The sequence below is a fragment of the Paraburkholderia sp. BCC1884 genome (genome assembly GCF_900996225.1).
In the GTDB taxonomy this organism is placed as follows: domain Bacteria; phylum Pseudomonadota; class Gammaproteobacteria; order Burkholderiales; family Burkholderiaceae; genus Paraburkholderia.
Genome location: NZ_CAAJGL010000123.1, coordinates 1 through 21,350 on the forward strand (window position 1 = coordinate 1; position 21,350 = coordinate 21,350).

Annotated in this window: 14 protein-coding genes and 1 pseudogene; 2 read left to right on the top strand and 13 right to left on the bottom strand. The window is 64.4% G+C overall.

The genetic code is table 11. The annotated features are described in order from the left end of the window. Positions 1-388: 388 nt before the first annotated feature. Together FQ705_RS27655 and FQ705_RS27660 are read right to left on the bottom strand one after the other, a co-directional pair. Complete coding sequence (locus FQ705_RS27655) at positions 389-862, bottom strand: RES family NAD+ phosphorylase (RefSeq protein ID WP_144146728.1); 474 nt, start codon at positions 860-862, stop codon at positions 389-391. After that, positions 859-1,287, bottom strand: a complete 429-nt coding sequence (locus FQ705_RS27660; RefSeq protein WP_144146731.1) for an antitoxin Xre/MbcA/ParS toxin-binding domain-containing protein — start codon at positions 1,285-1,287, stop codon at positions 859-861. Before FQ705_RS27660 ends, FQ705_RS27655 begins: the two co-directional genes overlap by 4 nt. Before the next feature lie 452 nt (positions 1,288-1,739). Here FQ705_RS27660 and FQ705_RS34210 point away from each other — a divergent pair, with 452 nt between their 5' ends. Further along, entirely contained in the window at positions 1,740-1,895 is a 156-nt protein-coding gene (locus tag FQ705_RS34210; protein WP_186308019.1) for a hypothetical protein, read from the top strand. Positions 1,896-2,033: 138 nt separating this feature from the next. Here the strand turns inward: FQ705_RS34210 and FQ705_RS27665 are convergent, their stop codons facing one another. The 11 genes and pseudogenes from FQ705_RS27665 to FQ705_RS27715 all read right to left on the bottom strand — a co-directional run bounded on the left by FQ705_RS27665 (position 2,034) and on the right by FQ705_RS27715 (position 19,908). Beyond that, a complete protein-coding gene (locus FQ705_RS27665) occupies positions 2,034-2,735 on the bottom strand; it encodes an IS6 family transposase (RefSeq protein WP_144146734.1) in 702 nt (233 codons plus the stop codon). Positions 2,736-2,854: 119 nt separating this feature from the next. After that, a complete protein-coding gene (locus FQ705_RS27670; RefSeq protein WP_144146736.1) occupies positions 2,855-4,969 on the bottom strand; it encodes an HlyD family efflux transporter periplasmic adaptor subunit in 2,115 nt (704 codons plus the stop codon). 60 nt (positions 4,970-5,029) lie between these two features. Beyond that, positions 5,030-6,478, bottom strand: coding sequence for an efflux RND transporter periplasmic adaptor subunit (locus FQ705_RS27675; protein WP_144146738.1), 1,449 nt, complete (start codon positions 6,476-6,478; stop codon positions 5,030-5,032). A 5-nt stretch (positions 6,479-6,483) separates the two neighbouring features. After that, positions 6,484-7,347, bottom strand: a complete 864-nt coding sequence (locus FQ705_RS27680; protein ID WP_260854627.1) for an efflux RND transporter periplasmic adaptor subunit — start codon at positions 7,345-7,347, stop codon at positions 6,484-6,486. After that, entirely contained in the window at positions 7,344-9,029 is a 1,686-nt protein-coding gene (locus FQ705_RS27685; RefSeq protein ID WP_409934742.1) for a TolC family protein, read from the bottom strand. The genes FQ705_RS27680 and FQ705_RS27685 overlap by 4 nt, the downstream gene beginning before the upstream one ends. 50 nt (positions 9,030-9,079) lie before the next feature. After that, positions 9,080-16,891 (bottom strand): DUF4347 domain-containing protein, encoded by a 7,812-nt coding sequence (locus tag FQ705_RS27690; protein ID WP_144146744.1) that lies wholly within the window; start codon positions 16,889-16,891, stop codon positions 9,080-9,082. Between the two features lie 234 nt (positions 16,892-17,125). After that, entirely contained in the window at positions 17,126-17,674 is a 549-nt protein-coding gene (locus FQ705_RS27695; RefSeq protein WP_222105672.1) for a phage tail protein, read from the bottom strand. Between the two features lie 58 nt (positions 17,675-17,732). After that, positions 17,733-18,068, bottom strand: coding sequence for a DUF6916 family protein (locus tag FQ705_RS27700; RefSeq protein WP_144146747.1), 336 nt, complete (start codon positions 18,066-18,068; stop codon positions 17,733-17,735). 224 nt (positions 18,069-18,292) lie between these two features. Then, the gene (locus tag FQ705_RS27705; protein WP_260854628.1) at positions 18,293-18,829 is read right to left on the bottom strand and encodes a GNAT family N-acetyltransferase; all 537 of its coding nucleotides are present in this window, start codon (positions 18,827-18,829) and stop codon (positions 18,293-18,295) included. Between the two features lie 406 nt (positions 18,830-19,235). Continuing rightward, a pseudogene (locus tag FQ705_RS34655) lies at positions 19,236-19,387 on the bottom strand (ATP-binding protein); the annotation flags it as partial. 26 nt (positions 19,388-19,413) lie between these two features. After that, a complete protein-coding gene (locus FQ705_RS27715; RefSeq protein ID WP_144146753.1) occupies positions 19,414-19,908 on the bottom strand; it encodes a bacteriohemerythrin in 495 nt (164 codons plus the stop codon). A 181-nt stretch (positions 19,909-20,089) separates the two neighbouring features. Between FQ705_RS27715 and FQ705_RS27720 the strand changes: the two genes are divergently transcribed. Next, complete coding sequence (locus tag FQ705_RS27720) at positions 20,090-21,316, top strand: LysR family transcriptional regulator (protein ID WP_144146756.1); 1,227 nt, start codon at positions 20,090-20,092, stop codon at positions 21,314-21,316. The last annotated feature ends 34 nt before the right edge of the window (positions 21,317-21,350 follow it).

A 21,350-nucleotide genomic window follows, 5' to 3' on the forward strand; every position in this document is an offset into this window, starting at 1 on the left:
GCCGGCTCAGATGCAGCCGTTCTGCAGCCTGCCACGTCATCAGCAGGCCATCGACTAGCGACTGGATCGTCCTGAGCCGGTCAACCTCGCACATCGTCATGGTGATCATCCCGGATGTCGTCATGCGAGCCTCCCTTCAAAGGTCAGCCAGCATGACACGCGACGTTTCAGCTTTGCCTAGGTACGACACTACAGCTTTGCCGTAACATGTTATTTGTTGATAAATTATGTTATGTCAATTCATCAAGCCGATTAACAAGACTGACAGCCGCGTCGGCCTTGGCAACCAGACATGGAGAATATAAGAAGGCGCTGCACTGGCCGTTGCGAGTGGCGATTGGGAACTAAACTCGAAGCGACGTCGAGGCTAGCCGATCACCATCCTAATCTAGCCGTGTCCGACCGTCGGCATCACAAAGAGCCGTTCATCCCACACCACGGGTTGCGGCTCGGTCACAACAATCCGCTTCGCGTCAGGGTGTGCGGGATTGATCAGCACGTTGAACTCTGCACGAACGACCACGGAAGGTACGACCAGGAGCGCGGTACGAGACTCGGTCAGCCAGGCGTCCCCGAACTTTTTTGCCACCTGCAGTGCTGGCGCATCCCATCCCCTCGGCACCGATTCGGCCGAATGGAGTTCGACGCGAATATCGTCGGGAACCGCTGCTTCAACCCAGCCGTGTGTCTTCGGTACCTTGCCGATGCGCGCATGAACAAGCACCTCGAGCATCGCAGCGGCGAAGGTCGCCGCGGCGTAGATGACCGGTCTCCCCGGGCTATTAAAGCGGCTGCCCACCAGCATCGCGCCGGTGCCACTCCAGATCGTATGTCGAGTGTCGGCGATTCGAAACAACTTCAAGCCGGCAACCCATAAAACAGTTTCCAGAGCAGCTCTTCGACCCGGCGCGCGCCGAGCTCGGTCAGCGCAACATCAAGTGGCGCCCGCCCTTCGAGCTCCGGGTGCGGCGTGGACAGGAATTGCCGCGCGTCCTCTTCGTCGTTCCAGACGTAGGCCGTCGTCGCGACGATCCTGGCCAGCCGCTCAGTCTTTTCCGATTCGTCTGGCGTCAGCCGATCGCGACGCCGCTTATAAGTCGCTTCGGGGATGATGCGGGCAAGTAGCGCACGCCGGGCGTCAGCACCCTGCGTCGCATGTTCGACGCCCGCGCGCAGCGCGGACTTGGGCAGGCCGTCGCGGACAAGTGCTTCGAGTTCAGCAAGCGTGTGCGGGACCTCCCGCAGTTCCATGACTGCAGCCACTGCCTCAGGCGTAATGAGTGACATGCGCGCCCCGAATCAAGCATCATTTGATACCTAATCATAGCGCAATTGATACCGCTGGCAAACCCATCTTCAACTTGCGGGCTCCAGCGGGGAGACTGCCGAGGCGACTTCCATGTCTGCGAGAATCACCCAAATAGCATGACGGCCCGCTACGGCCTACAGAAATCTTTCATGCACGAAACGCTCAAGCAATTAAGCATCCGCTCGCGACGGGATGTCGCGCTGGGCATATGGATAAACCGTTTACAGTGCACTGCACAAGCCCGCGTGATCGGTAGATGCGAGCCGATGGTCGTGTTATAGTGCACTGCACAAAACCCGCCCGATCGGCGAGTGCGATCTGAGGACCGCGTCCGGCGTTGCCGGATTGCGGACAGAGATGTCGCTGAAGGCGAGTCGACACGCCTGTCAGCTACGTTCAGTTCTGTCGACATCATCAAAATGAGGTCCCTGTGAAATACCTTACCCGCATCGCCGCGTCTGGAACACTCCTGGTCGTAGCTCTCGGTATCGTCACCTTCGCCCAGATCAAGTTCGCGCCGCAATCCGCAGACAGCAACCCGGTCGCACGGATCGTCCTGAACGTCGAATCGCAACTGAACGGTTGAGCGACTCCACCGCCGTGTGTAGCCTGCGCCTTGCAGGCTAAGAAAAACCCGCTAGGCTCCGAAAAGAACTGGCGGGTTTGAGCGGCTTTGTCGCGGTAAGAATCGAGGGGCGAGCTAAACCAAAATGCGAAGTACAACTTATGTTGCGAGCTCGTAGAATTGGTCTGCGGCGGACGGATGGGTTCCGCGAGCATGCTTCATCTGCCCTTTTGCGATCATGTGCATCAACTCGATTCCGGCCAGAAGGATTCGGGCGCAGCGAAAACTTTTGAAGCCCAGCATGGGCCGCGTTCGTCGCTTGATCGCCCGATGGTCCTGCTCGACCAGGTTATTGAGATATTTCGACTGCCGGATCTTGATGGGCGTTTCACGATCGGCATTGATCGCTCCGAGCGCGGCGAGATTGGCGCCGCTTTTGTCGATGGTCACCGTCTCGGGTGCGCCATTCTGGGCGATCGATTTCTCGAAGTAACGCCGGGCTGCAGACTTGTCCCGATGGGCGCGCAGCAAAAAGTCGATGGTGTTGCCATCCTTGTCGGCGGCCCGGTAAAGATATCGCCATTCTCCCTTGACGCGAATGTACGTCTCGTCCATGCGCCAGCTCTTGCCAACCAGCCGCTTGCGCAGGCGAAACGCTTTCTCCAGCACCGGCAACAGCTTGATGGCCCAGCGGTGCACAGTCGAATGATCGACCGAAACGCCGCGCTCAGCCATCATGGCTTCGAGGTGCCGCAGGCTCAGCGGATAGGCCACGTACCAACGCACGCAGGTCAGAATCACGTCCAGCGAATAATGCAGGCGCTTGAGCACTCTGGCCACTGCCGGATTCAACGTCTTCATTGAGTTTTCTGTTGCTCGTATCGTTCCGGACATCATAGCGGAGCGCCTTACTGCAACAGATGCTTTAACGTAGCCGCGCCGAACTGAAGCGCTCGCCGCACGGCGACGCGAAGGCGCGCTTAAAAGCCGCCTTCCCGCTGCATGACCGCGACGAGCGCGCGCAGCCACTTGCCCGCATAACTCTCCCGCCCGCCATCCAGCGAGGCGCTGCCGCTCAACTCGCGCGTCAGCATCCTGCCGCTATCGCAGTCGCCGATCCGCACGCGCCAGGTCGCCTGCAACGGCACCAGTTGATGCGTCTTCGCGTCCTGCTCGGCGGGAATCGGACCGCCATACTGGCTCGCGACCGAAGGCTCATCGAGCACGCCGATATTCACCTTATCAACCGCCTGCACGCGGCAACGCACCGGCCGCATTTCCGCGAGCGTCGCGACGAACACGGCGGGCTCGCCGCTCCGCACGCGGCCCACGTCGTTTTCGCCGACGAACGCATCGCCCTTGATGCCGCCCGGCCCGATCACGTCGTATAGCCGCTCTCCGCGCGGCAGCCAGGTGCCGGCCGCGAGCGCGTCGCCGGGCACATGGAGCGTGCCGGCAAACGGCGCGCGGATCGTCAACTGCTCGATCTCCGCCTGCAGTCCCGCAATCGTCTGACGCGCCGCATCCCAACGCCGCGTCAACGCAACGCCCTGCTCGCGCAGACGGTCGTCGAACGCCTGCTGTTCGACCTGCCAGCGCAGCAAGGCTTCATCGGCCTGGGCGGCTTTGAGCTTGTAGTCGAGGTCGGGCGAGACGATGGTGGCGAGCACGTCGCCCGCTCGCACCGTCTGTCCGTCCTGGGCGGGCGGCGGCGTGGCCGCCACATAACCCGCCGCGACCGTGTACAGACCCTGCGCATGCTGCGGCCCGAACACCGCCGGCGCATTCACGCCGGCGTGCCACGGCAACACCAGAAAACCGATCACCAATGCGCCGAGCAACGCGGTGCGCCGGGTCTGCCAGCGCCAGCGCAATTCCGCGCGACGCTGCCAGCACGCGAGCGTCTCGCGCCACATGGGCCGCACGATAAACCAGCCGAATTCGATGCAAAACAACATCAGCCCCAGCACCTTGAAAAACGCGTGATACACGACCAGCGCGATCGAGAAAAATACCGCGAGCCGGTAAAACCAAGTCGCAAATGCAAAGCCCACGAGAAATCGCCGCCGCGACGGCGAGCATGGTTCCGGCTGCGGCTCGCCGAAACCGAACAGCCACTCGCGCAGCCACCAGCGGCCGAGCGCGAACGCGCGGTCGTGCAGATTCGGCATGTTGAGCCAGTCCGACAGCAGAAAGTAGCCGTCGAAACGCATGAACGGACTCGCGTTGATCGCCAGCGTGCCGATCCACGTGGTAGTGGCGAGTAGAAACGCGCCGGCGCGCAACGGACCATCGGGTAGCAGACTCCACGCGAGCGTCGCCACCGCGGCGAGCGCGAGTTCGCTCAGCATGCCGGCCGCGCCGATCCGCAGACGGCTCGCGCGGCTCGGTACTTTCCAGGCTTCGGTGGTATCCGTGTACAGCACCGGCAGCATCACGAGAAACGCCACGCCCATGGTCGGCACGCGGCAGCCGTAACGCTGCGCGGTGAACGCATGCGCGAATTCATGGAGCACCTTGGCGCAGCCGATCGCAATGCCGACCGCGACGAGCCCTTGCAGGTCCGCGTACGAGTGGAACGTATGCAGGAATTCGTCCCATTGACGCGACACGAGGAACAGACCGAGCGCCGCGCAAGCGGCGATCATCATCCAGAACACCGGCCGAAACGCGAACGACGCATAGCGCGCGGTCCGCCTTAGAAACGCCATGGGATGCCACAGCGGAATGCGGATCATCAGGTAGTGCTTGAGCAGCCACATCGCCTGACCGAGCCGCCCTGCTTCGGCGCGCGCGGCGAGCCGGTCGGTGTCGCTCGCGGTGCGCGGGACCAGCAGGTTCTGCTGATGCAGCATGCGCACCAGCGCTTCCATATCGTCGATCGTGACGGTCAGCGTCGTGTCGCGATTCACACTGGCGACGATCGCCTGGGCGTCGTCGAGCGGCCAGCGCGACAGCAGTTCGAAGGCCGGCCAGCCGAGCTGAAAAAAACGGTTCGCGGCGGGATCGTGCAGCATCCACGTGGGCGCGCCTTCAGAGCTGGGCGCGCCGGCGCTGAGCGTCAGTTCCTGGCGAAGTTGCGGCAGCCGGCTCATCTTGCGATCCCACTCACTTTCAAACTCAAACTCACACTCATCCGGGCGGAACACATGGCGTTACCAGCCAAGCCACTGCCGCGCGAGCGTCAACGGACGACGCAGCACGTAGTAGAACAACGGCACCCAGTTGCCATGAATCCGCGCGGTGCCCATCGCGCCGAGCGGCGGCTGCGCCGTGGCGTCGCTAAAGGTCGCGCGGATGCGGTACGCGAGCACGCCGTCGGGCGTCGGTTCGGCACGATACGCGACCGAGTCGATGCGCGCTTCGTAGGTGGCGAGCGGCGAGCTCTTCGGGTACAGCGTAATCGTCGCGCCGGCTTTCACGTCGACGTTGTCGGCGACGGGCACGTACGCGCTCAGTTCGACATGCGCCGGGTCGGCCAGCAACAGAATTTTTTCGCCGACGGCGACGGCCTTGCCGGTCCATTCGTTCGGATCGGCGAACACCGCGACGCCCGCACGCGCCGCGCTGACCCGCACGCGCGCGAGTTGCTGCGCGGTGTAGTCGAGCTGCACGGCGCTCTGGTCGAGCTTGCCCTTGCGCTCGGCCATGTCGAGGCGGTTGCGGTCGTCGGTGACGGCGAGTTGCGCGGTCTGCCGGTACTCTTCCTGGGCGGTATCGAAGTCCTTGCGCGCCAGCGCATAGCGCGACTGCAGCGTGGTGGCGTCGAGCCCGAGCAGCGGCGTGCCGGCCGCGACCGGCTGGTTCGGCTGCACGTACAAACGGTCGATCACGCCGTCGAGCGGCGCACGCACCACGAACGGATCTTTCGGCGTGACTTCGGCCGGCGCAAGCACCGTCAGCCGCACGGGAATCACGCAAGCAATCGCCAGCGCAATCAGCACGCGACGCTGCTGGCGGCCCGGCTTCAGAAGCACGCGCGTCCGCTCGAACCACGACGGTCGCGGACCGAACGCGGCGAACGCATGCGACCAGACCTGCGCGAGTTCGCCGAGCAAGGCGCAATCCACCGCGGTCCACGCGGCGTCGCGTGCGAACACCACGCCGCCTAGCGGATGCCCACTGCGATCGGTTAGCGGTAGCCAGAGACCATGCTCGGGCCACCACGCCTGCCAGTCCTGCACGACGTGCGCGGCGGAAGGATCGACGGCGAGATCCGCCGCGGTGAAGGCGCGCGCACGCTCCGTGGGCGGCGCCACGGTGACACCGGCGGCATCGGCGGCGCTCGGGGCAGCGGTTTCAGGTGCACGCGCGAGCACCCGGCACAGCGTGCCGAGCCACTGCACGTAAGGCGCATTCGGATCGCTCTCCGGCAATCCGGACACCGCCGCCACCGTGCCGGGCGCGGTGCCGCGCCACCATGCGGCCTGCCGGTACGGCAGCAGCGACAGCGTTTCGTTGACCACGGTAAAGCCGAGCGTCGCTTCGCTCTGCGCGTCGCGCGCGCGGGCCGCGAGTTGCCACAGCATGGCCAACTGCTGCGGGTCGATCCGCACATTGTTCGCGTGATTCCCGGGCGACGGGCCGCCGGGCGGCGGATGCATGGCAGTCATCGGCTGGCGAAGGTAGCCCAGCCGCTCATGCCGGGCAGCAACTCGGGCACGCTGCCGGTCAGGGCGGCCGTCACGTCGACGGTCTGCGTGACGGGATCGACGCGCGCGCCGATTCGCGCCACCTGCGCCGGATAGGTCTTGCCGACCTCGTCGACCTGCACGCTGAGCGCATGGCCGGGCTTCAGCCAGACGAGCCACTTCGACGGCACGATCATTTTGAGTTCGAGGCGGCTGGTGTCGATGATGGTGAGCAGCGGCTTGCCCGGTTCCGCGAACTGTTGCGGCGCGGCCGAGCGCTTCGAGACGCGGCCGTCGAACGGCGCGGTGATCACGCATTTGCGCACGGTGGCCTGCATGTACGCGACCTCGGCGTTGCTCGCCTTCAGTTTGGCGGCCGCCTGCTGCACTTCGAGTTCGCCGACCGAATGCAGTTGCGCGAGCCGCTGATCCACGTTCAGCAGTTCGCCGGCGGCGCCGGCTTCGGCCTGCGCCTTGCGCAATTGCGCCGTGTACAGCGAGCAATCGAGCGATACCAGCGTCTGACCGGTGCGGAACGCGTCGCCGTCACGCAACGGCAGCGTCGCGATCTTGGCGGCGATTTCGCTCGACAGATCCACCTGATCGCGCGACACCAACTGAATGCGGATCTTGCCCGCGTCGCCCGACGTATCGGTTTGCGCCGACGCCGGTTGCGGCGCGAGCGCCGGCGCTTGCACGGAAACCAGCCTGGCCGCGGGCTTGACGGCGGGCTTCGCGACGGGTTTTACGTCCGGCTGGGCGCCAGGCTGCGCGCTCCAGACCGGTTGTGCTGACAACATCACGGCGACTGCACACCACGCCGCACACTGCGAAAACTTCATTGCGTCTTGACTCCACCTGTTGCGGAACCGGCTGCCTGAGCACTGGTTTGTACACTGGCCTGAGCGCCAACCGGCGCCGCGGGTTGCGCCGCTGCCGGCGTCCTGACGGGCGCACTTGCCGGATTGACGGCCACCCCGCCCGCCGCCCCGACCGGCGCGGCGCCAGTGGCGACGCCGTGACCCAGCGCGACCCAACGCTGCTGTTCCAGATTAATCGACTCCTGCAACGACGCCAGATCGTGACCCTTGACCGTATCCGGCACCGGATCGAGCCCGAGCGTGGCGAGCAGTTGCCCGTACGCGTTTTCGAGTTCGCCGTAGCTCTGATAGAGACGCAGCTCGGACATCATCGCGCCGGTCGCCGCGCGAATTTCCTCGAGCTTGCCCTGCGCGTTCGCCTGGGTCGCGTTGTGCGTGTGTTCGAGAATCTGCTGGTCGACGTCGTTCATCTGCTTGAGCAGATCGAACTGACGGCGCTTCGCGCTCAACTCGCTGGTGGCCACGTGCACTTGCGTCAGCACCGCCATGCTCAGGGCGAGACGCTGCGTCTTCGCCACTTCGAGCTGTGCGTCGGCCATGCCCTTGATGTTCTTCACGTTGATCAGGTTCAGCAGGTTCCAGCTCACGCTGATGCCGGCCGCACGCCACGCGTTGTAGACGAGGAAGCTGTTGCTGTCGTAATGCGTGCCCAGGCTGAATTCGATGCCGGGCAGCATCTTCGCCATGGCCTTATGCGTCTCGTTGACGCTGATCCGCTCGTTGTAGCTCGCCTCGACCAGTTCCGGACGACGCTCCAGCGCGGTCTCTTCCATGCGGTCCATCGGCATGTCGAAAGTCGGCACCGCGAAGCCTTCCGGCGGCGCGAGCGTGTAGTCCTTGCCCGGTTCGAGATTCATCAGTGCAGCCAGACGCGGCTTCGCTTCTTCGAGCTGGTCGCGGATCTCTTCCAGCTGGCGCATCAGATCGAGCAGCGCGTGCTGATAGTTCAGCGTATCGAGCGGCGCACGCAGGTTTTCACGCTGCGCCTGACGCGAATCGTTCAGCGCGCCGCGCGCCTGATCGAGCAACGGTCCGATCCGGTCGCGCAGACGTTGCGCGCCGGTCGCCTGCCAGTACGCTTCGCGCACCTGCTGCATCATCAGTTGCACGACTTTGCGGCGGCGCTGTTCGAGCACCAGCACGTGGTCGGCCTGCTCTTTCGCTTCGTAGTAGCTGACGCCGAAGTCCAGCAGATTCCACGAGAAGGACAGGTCCGCGGTGCGGTCGTTCTTATCGGTCGAATACGACGGCGCGAGCGACTGCTCGTTGGTGAACACGTTGGTCGACGACGACGCGAGCTCGTGATTGCGCGTCGTATAACCGGCCTGCGCGGTGAGCTTGGGCAGCAGATCGAAATTCGACAGATCGAGCTGCTTCTGCGCGAGCGCCTCTTCCATCATCTTCAGCCGATGATCGAGGTTGTAGCGGATCGCGCGCGCCATCGCTTCGTCGAGCGTGATCGGACCGCTGACGGCCTGCTGCTGCGCGAACATCGACGTGCGGTCGGTTTGCGCGGTCTGCGTGCGTTCGGCTTCGGTGAACGGTGTGGGTTTGACTGCGCAGCCTGACAGCCAGATCACGGCGAGCGACAGTGCCAGCAAGGCGGGACGCGGTGCACGCACCGCTACGGACGAGGAATTCAATTCAGCGGCTCTCTTTCTAAAGATGACGGGATTCGGAAAACGGTGAACGCTCATGCGTGACCTCGCGAGACGGTCTCGGGTGCGACGGCGGTGGCCGCGGCATTGACCGGGCGGGCCACGTGCAACGTCGCGTGTGCGCGCACGAACTGTTCGGCGAGCGATGGTTTGGCGAGCGGCAGACTATTGAACGGCAGCGCCGCATGCGGTGTCGTGACCGGCGCGGCGTTCGGCGCGACGGCGGGCGGATGCGCCGCGCCATGCGGTGCGTCGTGTCCGGTCTGCCCCGAATGCGTGGACCGGCTCGCGCCGCCGAATTCGATCGCCACGTCGCGGCGCGTCTGATGACCTTGGGCGTCGTGCGCGATGATCGCGATCTGCAAGGCGCGCTGATTCGCCGGCACCTTGCCGCTCAACGTGCCGCGCACCGGGTCGTAATGCAGCCAGTTCGGCAACGCGCGGCCGTCGGCAAGACGCAGTTCGACGTGCGCGTCGGCACCGACCGGCAAGCCTTCGCTCGAACCGGGCATGACCGGCAAGGAGACGACGAACGTCTGATCCGGCGCGACGTTCAGATGCATGGCGAGCGCGGGCAGATCGAGCGACAGCGGCGTGCTGGTCTGCGCGGGCGTCGGTTCGATCGGACCGACCGAGGTGTCGCTCAGCGAACCGTGATGGTTCGAACCGCCGACGCTGCCGCTGTTCGCATAGCTGCTCGTGCCGATTTCGTCGGCGCTGAAGGTGGCCGTGTGGATAGCCGGGATCGAGCCGACTTCCGGCGCGTCGGCGAATGCGTCGAGCACGATCAGCGGGTTGGAGATGCTGTCGCCCAGGTTCTCCGGGAACGAGATCAGCGTGTCGGGCGCGGACGCGTCAGGCGAATTCGGCGTGTTCGACAGCGTCGCGGACGACGACGCGCCCGCACCGTTGCCGCGCGGCGGCAGTGTGACCAGGTTCGGCGGCATCGGCTGCGTCGTCGCGGGCGGCGCCACCACCACGGGCGGTGGCTTGACCCCAACGACGCTGACGGTGCGCATCGTCGTCGCGCTCTTGTCGCCGATGTCGAGCGTGATGTGGATCGTGCGGGGGCTGTCGCCCGTTTCGACGGCCGTATCCGCATACGTGACCGCGGCCAGCGCGGCCTGCCACTGCGCAATCGTGGCGGTGCCGCTGGCCGAGTGCAGCGTCATCACGCCGGTGTTCGGGTCGTAGCTCGCGCCGATGTCGCCGGTGGCGGCACTGCTCGTGAACGCAAGCACGTCCTTGCCCGGCGCGAAGCCGTCACCGATCGACACCTGCGCGGAACTGGGATGCGCGCTGGTGTCGGCGTCGCTGATCGTCAAGCCGGTGGCTACCGCAACCGGCGTCGCGCCCGCGCCGCTGGCGGTAAACGTCGGCGTATCGCCGTTGTCGCCGCCAAGGGTCGGGGTCTGCACGGTGGCCGTCAGGTCGATCACGCGCGTGCTCGTCACGCTGTCTTTGAGGTGGTCGTTGACGCTGAAGCTGACTGTGCGGGTCGCGCCGGCCGGCGCAATCGCCGTATCGATATAGGTGATCGAATCCAGCGCGGCCTGCCATTGCGCGACCGTTGCGGTGCCGCCCGCCGAGCTCAACGTCATCACGCCGGTCGACGCGTCGTACGAACCCGTGATGTTGCCGAAGTGCGTCAGGTCGTTGCCGGCGAACGCCAGCACGTCCTCGCCCGCATGGAAGCCGCCGGTGATCGACACGGTTCCCGAGAAAAGTGTGGGGGTGTCGCTGTCGGTGACGGTCAGGCCGCTGTCGATCACGATGGGCGTCGACGCAGCGTTGTCGCCGGACACGAAGCTCGCGTCGCCCGACGACGGGGTGACCACCGGCGACTGGTCGACCGCCGTCAGAGCCACCTGTTTGACGGCGACGCTGCTGTTCAGGGTGCCGTCGTTGACGCTAAAGCTGATGGTGCGCGCCGTGATGTCCGGCCCCGCGAGTTGCGTGTCGGCGTACGTCACCGCGCGCAACGCGGCCTGCCATTGCGCGACCGTCGCCGTACCGCCCAGCGAGCTCAACGTCATCACGCCGTTGCTCGCGTCGTACGATCCGGCAATGTTGCCGAACGTCGTGGCGTTGTCATTGCCGAATGCCAGCACGTCTTCGCCCGCGTGGAAGCCGTTGGTGATCGACACCGTGGCCGAGGCCAGCGTGGTGTTGTCGCTGTCGGTCACGGTAATCCCGCTATCCACCACGACCGTCGTCACCACGTTGTCCCCTTCGACGTACGACGTAGTGCCGCTCGAGGTCGTCGCAACCGGCGTCTGATCGACGGCCGCCACCACCACGGTGCGCATCAGCGTGGTGCTGGTTTGCGTGCCGTCGGAAACGGAGAAACTGACCGAACGCACGGCCGTATTGGGCGTCACGGCCGTGTCGGTAAACATCACGCTGCGCAGTGCGGCCGCCCATTGCCCGTCGGTCGCGGTGTCGCTGGCCGAGCTCAGCGTCAGCATGCCGGTCGCGGCGTTGAAGCTGGCGGTGATATCGCCCATCGTCGCGCCGTCGTTGATGAACAGCAGCACGTCCTGGTCGGAATGGTAGTTGCCGGTGATCGACACCTGCGCCGATTCGATCGGGTTGCCGAGCGGGTCGAATACGCTGAGACCGCCGTCCACCGCGACCGGCACGCCGGCCACGTTGTCGCCGGCGGTGAAGGTGACGCTGCCGGTGCTGGTCGTCGCCAGTTGCGGCGCGGAGCTGATCACGTTGACGTAGTACGTCAGCGTGTCGCTGTCCTTGACGCCGTCCGACGTGACGATCGACAGCGTGCGCGTGCCGAGCGGCGCGCCTGGCGCCGCCGAATACTGCACGTTGTCGACGATCGCCTGCCAGTTCGAAAGTGTCATCGCGCCGGTCCGGGTCACCGTCAAGGTGCCCGCCACCAGGTCAAACGTGATCGTGAAGTTGGAGCCCATCGTCGCCGGGTTGAAATTCAGGCTCAACTGGTCGCCGCTCTGGAACCCGGACGTGAACTGCACCGTCAACGACGCCATGGTCGTGCTGTCGCGGTCGGTCAGCGTGATGCCGCTGTCGATGTTTTGCGCGGCCGCGCCCGGCAGATAGTCGAAGTCGCCGCTCGACGCGGTCAGCACCGGGCTCTGGTCGGTGCCCGCGATCGACACGATCCGGGTGCCCGCCGCGCTGTCTTTGGTGCCGTCGCTGACGGTGAAACTGATCGTGCGGTTCGCGGTGTTCGGGGTGATCGCCGTATCGGTGTAGGTGACCGCGCGCAAGGCCGCCTGCCACTGTGCGATGGTCGCGGTGCCGCTCGACGAACTCAGCAGCATCGTGCCGGTGACCGCGTTGTACGACCCGGAGATGTCGCCGAACAGCGTCGCGTTGGTGTTGCTGAACGCCAGCACGTCCTCGCCGCTGTGCAGGTTGCCGGTGATCGACACGGTCGCCTGCGTCAGCGTCGTGTTGTCGAGATCCGAAATCGTCACGCCGCTATCGATCGCGACCGGCGTCGACGTGACATTGTCGGCTTCGACGAATGCGGTGGTGCCGCCCGAGGTGGTGAGGAGCGGTGTTTGATCCGTATCGGTCACGGTCACCGTGCGCGTCGCGGTCGCGCTGCTGTTGGCGCCGTCGCTGACGGAAAACGAGATCGTGCGGGTTGCGGGGTCCGGCGTCACCGCCGTGTCGGTGTACGCGATCGAGCTCAACGCGGCCTGCCACTGCGCCAGCGTCGCGTGCGAGGCCGAGCTCAGCGTCAGCAAGCCCGTGGTCGCGTCGAAGGTGCCGGTGATGTCGCCCGTCGCGCCGCTCGCGGTAAACAGCAGCACGTCCTCGCCCGAATGGAAGTTGCCGGTGATCTGCACCGTCGCGCTCACGAGCGTCGTGCTGCTGCTGTCGGTCACGGTCAGACCGCTGTCGATCGTGACCGGCGTCGACGCGGTGTTGTCGCCCGCGATGAAGGAGGCCGAGCCGGGATCGATCGTCAGGACCGGCACCCCCGTCACCGTCACCGTGCGCGAGACTGCCGCGCTGGACTCGGTCCCGTCGTTCACCGTGTAAGACACGGTGCGCGAGCCCGCCGGCACGCCCGGCGAGCTGGAGAACTTGACGTTGTCGAGTTCGGTCATCCATTGCGAGGTGCTGACGTTGCCGATTGCGGTCAGCGTCAGCACGCCGGAGCCCGCGTTATACGAACTGGTCACGATGCCGTCGTTGGCCAGCGACAAAATATCGCCAGCCTGAAAGCCGGCGCCGATCGACACAGTCGCCGACGCGAGCGTCGTGTTGTCGAGATCGGTGATCGTGATGCCGTTATCGATCGTGGTCGCGGCCGTGCCCGCCGTGTACGCACCATTGCTGCCCGAGAGCGTGACGATCGGCGTCTGGTCGGTGTCCTGCACGGTCACCGTGCGGGTGGCTGTCAGACTGCTGTTGCTGCCGTCGTTGACGGTGAACGAGATCGTGCGGGTCGCGCTGTTCGGCGTGACCGCGAGGTCGTCGTAGGCAATTGAGCGCAACGCGGCCTGCCACTGCGCGAGCGTCGCGTGCGACGCCGAGCTCAGCGTCAGGAGGCCGTTCGATGCGTCGTACGAGCCGGCAATGTCGCCTGTCGATCCGCTGGGCGTGAATATCAGCAGGTCTTCGCCTGAATTGAAGTTGCCGGTGATTTGCACCGTCGCCGAAACGAGCGTCGTGCTGCTGCCGTCGGACACGGTCAGACCGCTGTCGACCGTGATCGGGGTCGACGCGGTGTTGTCGCCCGCAACGAAGGAGACTGAGCCGGAATCGGTCGTGACGATCGGCGCCACGATCACGTTCACCGTGCGCGTCACCGCGTTGCTCAGGTTGGTGCCGTCGTTGACGACGTACGAGATCGTGCGCGCGCCGGCCGTCGTATTGGAGGCGCTGGAGAACTGGATCTTGTCGAGTTCGCTGATCCATTGCGCGTCGTTGACGCTGCCGGTCGCGGTCAGCGTCAACTGACCGTTGGTGCTGTTGTAGGAGCCCGTCACGAAGCTGTCGTTGACGAACACCAGCGTGTCGCCCGTTTGCATACCGCCGGTGATCGTTACCTTCGCCTGCGTCAGCGTCGGGTTCGGGTCGCGGTCCGTCACGCTGACGCCGCCGTCGACGACGACCCCCGCCGTACCCGCCACATAGGCGGTGCTGCCGCCCGACAGCGTGACGATGGGCGTGTTGTCGGTCGCGACCACCGTGACCGTACGCGTCGCGATCGGCCCGCCATTCGAGCCGTCGTTGGCGGTGAAGCTGATGGTGCGGGTCGGCGTGGCGGGCGACGCAGCGGTGTCGGTATACGTGATCGAGCGCAACGCCGCCTGCCACTGCGCGAGCGTCGCGTGCGACGCCGACGTCAAGGTCAGAAGGCCGGACGACGCGCTATACGTGCCGTTGATGTCGCCCATCGTGGCCGGGTTGTTGACGAACAGCAGGCTGTCCTCGCCCTGCTGGAAATTGCCGGTGATCTGCACGTTGACCGACGCGAGCGTGCCCGTGCCGCCGTTTTCCGCCAGCGTGATGCCGCTGTCCACGGTCACCGGCGTCGAGGTCGCGTTGTCTGCCGACACGAACGACGCCGAACCGGAGTCCGTCGTGACGATCGGCACCGGATTCACGTTCAGCGTTTTGGTGGCCGACGCACTGGTTTTGGTGCCGTCGCTGGTCGAGAAGCTGATGGTGCGCGCGCCGCCCGCGGTGCCGGCGCCGGACGAGAACGTGACGGCGTCGAGCGCCGCCTGCCATTGCGCGTCGGTGGCGGAGCCAATCAGCGTCAGCGTCGTACCGGTGTACGTCCCGCTGATATTGCCGAAGAGGGTCGCATTGGTGTTGTTGAACGCCAGCGTGTCGCTGGTGCCGGCGTTGCCGATCGTCACCGTCGCCTGCGTCTGGTGCGTGCTGTCGCTGTCGGTGACAGTCACACCGCTGTCGATGGTGGTGGCGACGGAGCCGGCCACATAGGTCGTCGAGCCGCCGAAGGTGTGGACGATCGGCGTCTGGTCGGTGTCCGCGACCGTGACGGTGCGGGTCGCGGTCGCCACGGCGCTGTTGTTGTCCGTGATCGAGAAGTTGATCGTGCGGGTCGCGGTGTTCGGCGTGACCTGGGTATTGGTGAACGTGATCGAATCGAGCGCGGTCTGCCATTGCGCGATGGTCGCGGTACCGCCTGTCGAGGTCAGCGTCAGCACGTTGCCGCTGAACACCGCGGAGATGTTGCCCGTCGAGCCGCTCGGTGTAAACAGAAGCTCGTCGCCGGTCTGGCTATTACCGATCGTGATAGTGGCGGAACTCGCGCCGGTACTCGTGGTGTCGGTCAGCGTCAGATGGCTGTCAACGGCAACCGGCGTCGAGGCCGTGTTGTCGCCGGCGGTGAAGGCCGCGCTGCCGGTGGAGGCCGTCAGCGTCGGCCCCACGTCGGAGTACACGAGGTGCCCCAACGTGGGAAACAGGTCGCCCCCGGTGATCGTAATCGAGTGAGCATCCGCAAACGAGGCATGCCCGGTCAGCGTCATGGTGGCGGCCGTGGGGTTGTTGTCCGTCTCGAGCGTCACGCCGTCGCCCGTATTGCTGTCCGCGTAGACCGTGACGAGACCGGTGGGCCCGGCATCGGAAATAATGTCCAGGTCGATGCTCTGAAAATTGAATGCCGCACCGCCCACCCGGGTGATGACTATCGAGGACAGGCCGAGCAGATTTTCCTGATTGATCAGCAACGCGTTGTCGGTGCCGTTTTCGTCGGCGAGCGCCTGCAGGAACGAATCCGTTGTGACGAGCGTACGGATCGCGATCGGGTTGCCACTCGCATTTTTGAACGTGTAGATCAGGCCGTCGAGCGTAAACGACGTGACGTCCCCGCCTGTGTCGAAGCCGCTCGCGGTCGTGTAGTCTTCGGTGGTGGTGGCCAGCACGTGGTCGTAAGCCTGCTCCACCGCCGCCGACAACAGTACCGGCGTATGCACGTTGCCGACGTCGTATTCGAGCGTCCAGTTGCCGCCCACCGCGCTCGAGCCGGTCAGATCGGTCGAGGCCGCGACGTTCAGATGCGTGATTGCCGCGATCTGCTGCACCAGCGCCTGGCCGTCGGCGTTTTCGGCGACGTCGCAGCCGTAGATCAGGAAATCGCCGCCCGGGGCCATGGCGGCGCCGATCGCCGCGAGGTCGGCATGGTAATCCGACAGATCGGCGGTATTGAGCCACGCGGCGCCGGCTTGAATCTCGCCGTCGGCGCCATGCGAAATCAGATGGATCGACTGGATGCCCTGGTGCGTTTGCAGATACTGCGCGATCTGCGCGAAACCGTCCGTGTTGGCGTTCAGCACGACGTACTGGGTGCCGGCCGGCAGGCCCGCGATCAGCGCCTCGTAGTCGACCACGCTCGGGTCGATGAACACGACCGCATGCGCGGCCGCGGCCACGGTCGGATCGATCACCGCGGCGTTCAGGGCGGCGTCGGTCTGGACGGTTTTCTGCGCGGCGACGGTGGTGTCGGTCTGGGTAGTCTTCTGCGGGTCCGCGGTGCTGGTCTGGCTCGACGGTTTGCTGTTTTGCGCCGGGGCGTTGGCGCCCGATTTGCCGTGCCGCACGTCGTGTTCGGCAATCGTCTTCGGCGCGGCATGCACGGTCGCCTCGGTCGACGCGGCCGCGCCCGCATGCGTTTGCGCTTCGGCGCCGTGGTGCTGCGGAGCGACCACCGCCACCGACGCGTCATAGACCACGCGCGGTTCGAGCGCCATCAGGAACGGTGCGGGTGTCGCGGCGACGCGAGTGGGTTTGCCGCGCAGGTCGATGCGGGCAGCGCCGGTTTCGCGCGCGCCGCGCAGGTCATCGAAACGTTTGATGAGTTGCTGGATGATCTTCATGACACGCGCTCCACCGGGCCGCCACTGCGCCCTCTTGTTGACCGGTTGCTGATAACCGGTTGCTGCTGCGGCCACCCCGTCGGCGCCGGTTGGGGCGTCGAGATGGCGGCCGCGATTACGACTGCGCTTTCGTGTTATTGCCTGTGGCGTCGACTGCCCGCCACCCGCCCGGCCTATCCGCGCGTCGGGAAAATGCCCTGCAACGCGATGCAGAAATTCAGACCGAGATACGGATTACGCAACGGCACCGGCAAACCGGAGCCGGCCAAGCCGATCGGCACCGTTGTCTGCGGAAACGGCACGGTGACGTTGAACGGCTTGAGCGACGTGTCCGGCGTGTCGGGGTTGTACATCGTGGCGGCCCGTCCGCCTGCGACGACTTCGCCGAGCACCGTGGCGGGGCCCCTGCGCTTCGACGCCGCCGGTCGCCGCTGTCGAAGCCGGAACGCTGACCGACGCCGTCAGCGTCGTCGCCGGCAGCGCCGCCGGGTGCGTATGCGTCGGCAACTGCGCGGCGGTCATCGTGAACTGTTCCAGCCCGGAGAACTGGCCGGTTACGATCGGCGTCAGACCTCCGCCCGTGCTTGTGCCCACCGGCGACCGGCCGGCCAGATTCGGCAGACCGAAGGTCTGGGTGCCGTTGCCGCCGTAGCTTGTGCCAAGCAGCGTAAACAACGCCTGGTTCTGCGACAGCGGCAGGAGTTGGCCCTGACACAGCGCCCAGCCATACGGCGCGAAGTCGAAAGCCACCATACGGATTTCGCCGAGATACGGATCGCTCATGAATATCTCCTTGAGCTACGACGGGTAGAACGCCGGGGCGTAAGCACGATCGCCGGCGTCATTGCGGGGACTCGGCCGCTTGTTGCGGCGCCGGTTTCGGGACGTGGACAACGATGCACGGGCACGCCAGGCCTTCCGCCGAGGGACGCGCCGGCGTGGCGAACAGATCCCACGCGCGGCCGTCGGGCGCGCTGACGCGGTAGATATCCTGGAGAAACTGAATGCCGGTCGGCAGATCGAAGCGGGCCTGGTAGCAAGCGTAGTCGTCGTCCATCGGCACGCCGGACGGCGCGCTGCTCAAGCGCGCTTTGACCGCGTAGCCCTGCGGCGACGTCAACACGAAGAGACTGCCGAGCGACTCAGTCAACTCGGCATGAGTAGGAATTGCAGACACCCGCCCCCCGGCAGTGAATTTTGTTGCACACCGTCGCTCAAGATAATCGCCGGTCGTTTTTTACCGATTGAGCGGTAGGCCGATGTGCGAATATGCATTACACGCAGGTTTCCAAACGCCATTTCGACGCATCGCAACCGCCCGATGCATGATTAACGGCATATTTCAAACCCGACTTGAATATTCTTGTTATATGGGGCGCTATATGCGCGCCGCATTTAACTTCATTCGACGATACTGGGCTGCAAGCCAGGCAACGGTTCGGCGGGCGAATCGAATGGCACCGCTTCTCGCCTGAGCGATTCGTAAATGCCATTTTCTCCGCATTTTACGAAGCCCATCCGGCGGTAAAGCGATTGCACCGGGTTGTTTACCTCGACGTACAGATTGACTGCCAAACCGGCCTGCACCGCCTGCCCGACCAGCGCCCGCATGAGCCGCGTGCCGATGCCGGCGCCGCGATGGTCCGGCAGCAAGGCGATGTCGATCACGTTCAGGCCGCGCCCGCGTTGCCAGTCGTGATACAGGCGGCCCACGGCTGTTTCGCCAGCCATCACGACGTCGAAACGGCCGGCCGGATAATGTCGCCGGTAGTAGCTATCCTGCATATCGAACTGTTGCGCGAGCAACGCTTCGACCTCGCCGGCGCTCAAACCTGAGGCAGCGAATTCATCGATTCGCGTGCTGAAGAAAACGGCCCTCAGAAATTCACGATCGGCAGCCGTCGACGCTCGCAGCGACACGACGGCGGGTCTGTCCAATACGGCTGTTGCGCCTGAACCCGGCGTCCCTATCATGCTTTCGAATCTCTTACAATAAATTATGGGATGCGTATGGGACGCGATCGTAGCCGGTTGTTAATACGCCCGCAATCGAATATTAAGGAAAAGCTGACAAGGATTTCCCTGATTGCGGCTGACAGGTGTTAATCAGCGCGAATCGATTCCGGTTCGGCCGGATCGGCTAAATGAAAATTTGATGAATCGATTTTCGAATTAATCGCTCGCCAGATTGTAATAATTAGAAATATTGCACGATCGTATTTTTCGATATCACACGGATTATTATTTTTTGTTTTGTGATAGCGGCCTACGATCGGCGTTTCGGTTTTTAGAAAAGCTACTCGCGAAGGTTGTGGTGCAATTCGGATACATCGGTCTGTTATCCGTTTTCGTTGTAGCGTTGCGCTTCGTCGCAGAAGAGCAGAACCGTTCCGCCGCCGGCCCGCCTGGCCGCCTCGCGGATCCGAAGAGACAGACGCATTCGTTTCGCGGGTTTGTGCCCGCGTTCGGATCATGATCGCCGACAGCTTCAAGCAGAAAGCCACGCACGCGGCAGGGACGCGTCAGACCTTGCGTCTCAACACTACCGGCTTCCCTCCCATCGTCTGCTTCACCATCCACGCTGCCAGCGCAGAGTCCAGATAGTCCGCATGCCCGGGAAACCATTCGAAGAGATGCATGCCAACATCCCGAACCAGGTTGGCGCCCGCGCGTCCCGACTGCACGGCTTCTTTAACTTCGCTAACCGACTTGAGAACCGCAGCATGTTCATCGATATGGCAATCACGCGGTGGAAAGTTTGTCGAACGCATCCACTGGTCTTCTTGCTCGAAGTGGCTGAGCGCGTGATGTTCGAATCGACATATTGCCGCTGCCGCGGTTTCGTCGGTACAGGTCACCAGTTGCAATGCAACGGTGTAGAACTCCTTGTGTACATCATCCATCGCAGCAAAGCCTAGCAGCCGCGCATCGGACCAGACCAAACTATTATCGTCGGAAGGCGTCGGCGCGCCTGCGTCGCTTGCGGGGGAATTTACCGTAGAAGTCTCGTCTTTCATTTCTATTCATCCATGCAGTGCGCCGTAACACACGTTAATAACAATGGCGGACGCCCCGGCATAACGCCGCGCCCACATTTTATGATTTTAATAGCCTGACAATCTCAGTTCGTTTTTCGCTTCGAACTCGACACAAAACGGGCGTGTCCGTGACGCGCTTCGCGGCCTCTATAATCAGGACATGCTCTCCGACCCCTTTCAACTCAACCTTCGCCATTTGCAGGCCATGCTGGCGATCTGCGAACACGGTAGCGTAAGCGCTGCAGCCCAGCGCATCGGTTTGTCCCAGCCGGCACTGACCCAAGCGGTGCTCAAACTGGAACAGCAACTCGGCCACGACCTCTTCGAACGTCGCGCCGACGGCATGCTCATCACAGCCGCCGGCAAACAGGTCGCGCAGCGGGTGGATGCGGCACTCGGCCATCTCACCGTCGGCGCAGAAGCACTTTCCCACAGCGCAGCGCGGCCCGAACGTCGCATGACGACCACTCAGCTTCGCGCGTTTCTCGCCATCGCGGACGCCGGCGGATTCGCCGCCGCGGCCGCCGCGACCGGTATGTCGCGCACGGCGGCGCACCGTGCGGTGGGCGACCTCGAAACAGCGGCCGGAGAGGCGCTCGTCGATCGGCGCGGCCGCAGCATCAGCCTGAACGCCGCAGGCCGGCGCCTCGCGCGAGGTACGCGCCTCGCCGTCGCCGAACTTGCCGCGCTGCTCGTCGAACTCGGCTTGCATCCGGAAGGCTCCTTGATTGGTCTCGGCGTGACACCCACGGCGCGCGCGCTCATCGTTCCCGAAACCATGGCACGCCTGACCGCGGAAACCGACGCGGCAGCATTCCGCGTTTACGAAGGCAGTTGGGCCGAGCTGGTGGAGCCACTGCGCGACGGCGTAATCGATCTGATCGTCGGCGAGGTGCGAGACTATGAAATCTCCGACCTTGCGCAAAAACCGCTTTTCGAAGATCGCCTGATCGTCGTCGGCGGAAGTCAGCATCCGCTCGTCGGCCAGAATTGCGTCCCACTCGACTCGCTCGCAACCTATCCATGGATCGTAGGTCTCCCGAATTCGCCATTGCGCAGCGCATGGGACGAACTGTTCGCCGGCCGCACGCCGCCGCGTTCGCCAATTGAGTGCGGCTCCGTCATGATCATCGGCAGACTGCTCACGAACGGTGACTTCCTCACACTGCTCAATCCTGACCAGGCGGCGCTGCAGATTCGCAGCGGCCTGCTCGCGCAGATCGCTGCGCCGCTGGAACACGCGAAATCTGCAATCGGCGTCACCGTGCGCCGCAGTTGGCGGCCCACCGTCGTGCAGCAGCGTTTTGTGGACTTGCTGCAGGAAGTCTCCCATCGCGAGGACGGCAATACGTCGCCGCGAAGGCGGCTCGTCGCCGACTGGATCTAACGCCAGTAGCGTGTGCAAAATAACGCGATTGCAG

Bases quoted from the DNA above. Each gene is read 5' to 3' on its own strand.
- FQ705_RS27675 (WP_144146738.1), bottom strand. From the start codon at position 6,478: ATGCATCCGCCGCCCGGCGGCCCGTCGCCCGGGAATCACGCGAACAAT.
- FQ705_RS27670 (WP_144146736.1), bottom strand. From the start codon at position 4,969: ATGAGCCGGCTGCCGCAACTTCGCCAGGAACTGACGCTCAGCGCCGGC.
- FQ705_RS27695 (WP_222105672.1), bottom strand. From the start codon at position 17,674: ATGAGCGATCCGTATCTCGGCGAAATCCGTATGGTGGCTTTCGACTTC.
- FQ705_RS27715 (WP_144146753.1), bottom strand. From the start codon at position 19,908: ATGAAAGACGAGACTTCTACGGTAAATTCCCCCGCAAGCGACGCAGGC.
- FQ705_RS27720 (WP_144146756.1), top strand. From the start codon at position 20,090: ATGCTCTCCGACCCCTTTCAACTCAACCTTCGCCATTTGCAGGCCATG.
- FQ705_RS27680 (WP_260854627.1), bottom strand. From the start codon at position 7,347: ATGAAGTTTTCGCAGTGTGCGGCGTGGTGTGCAGTCGCCGTGATGTTG.
- FQ705_RS27665 (WP_144146734.1), bottom strand. From the start codon at position 2,735: ATGAAGACGTTGAATCCGGCAGTGGCCAGAGTGCTCAAGCGCCTGCAT.
- FQ705_RS27660 (WP_144146731.1), bottom strand. From the start codon at position 1,287: ATGTCACTCATTACGCCTGAGGCAGTGGCTGCAGTCATGGAACTGCGG.
- FQ705_RS27690 (WP_144146744.1), bottom strand. From the start codon at position 16,891: ATGAAGATCATCCAGCAACTCATCAAACGTTTCGATGACCTGCGCGGC.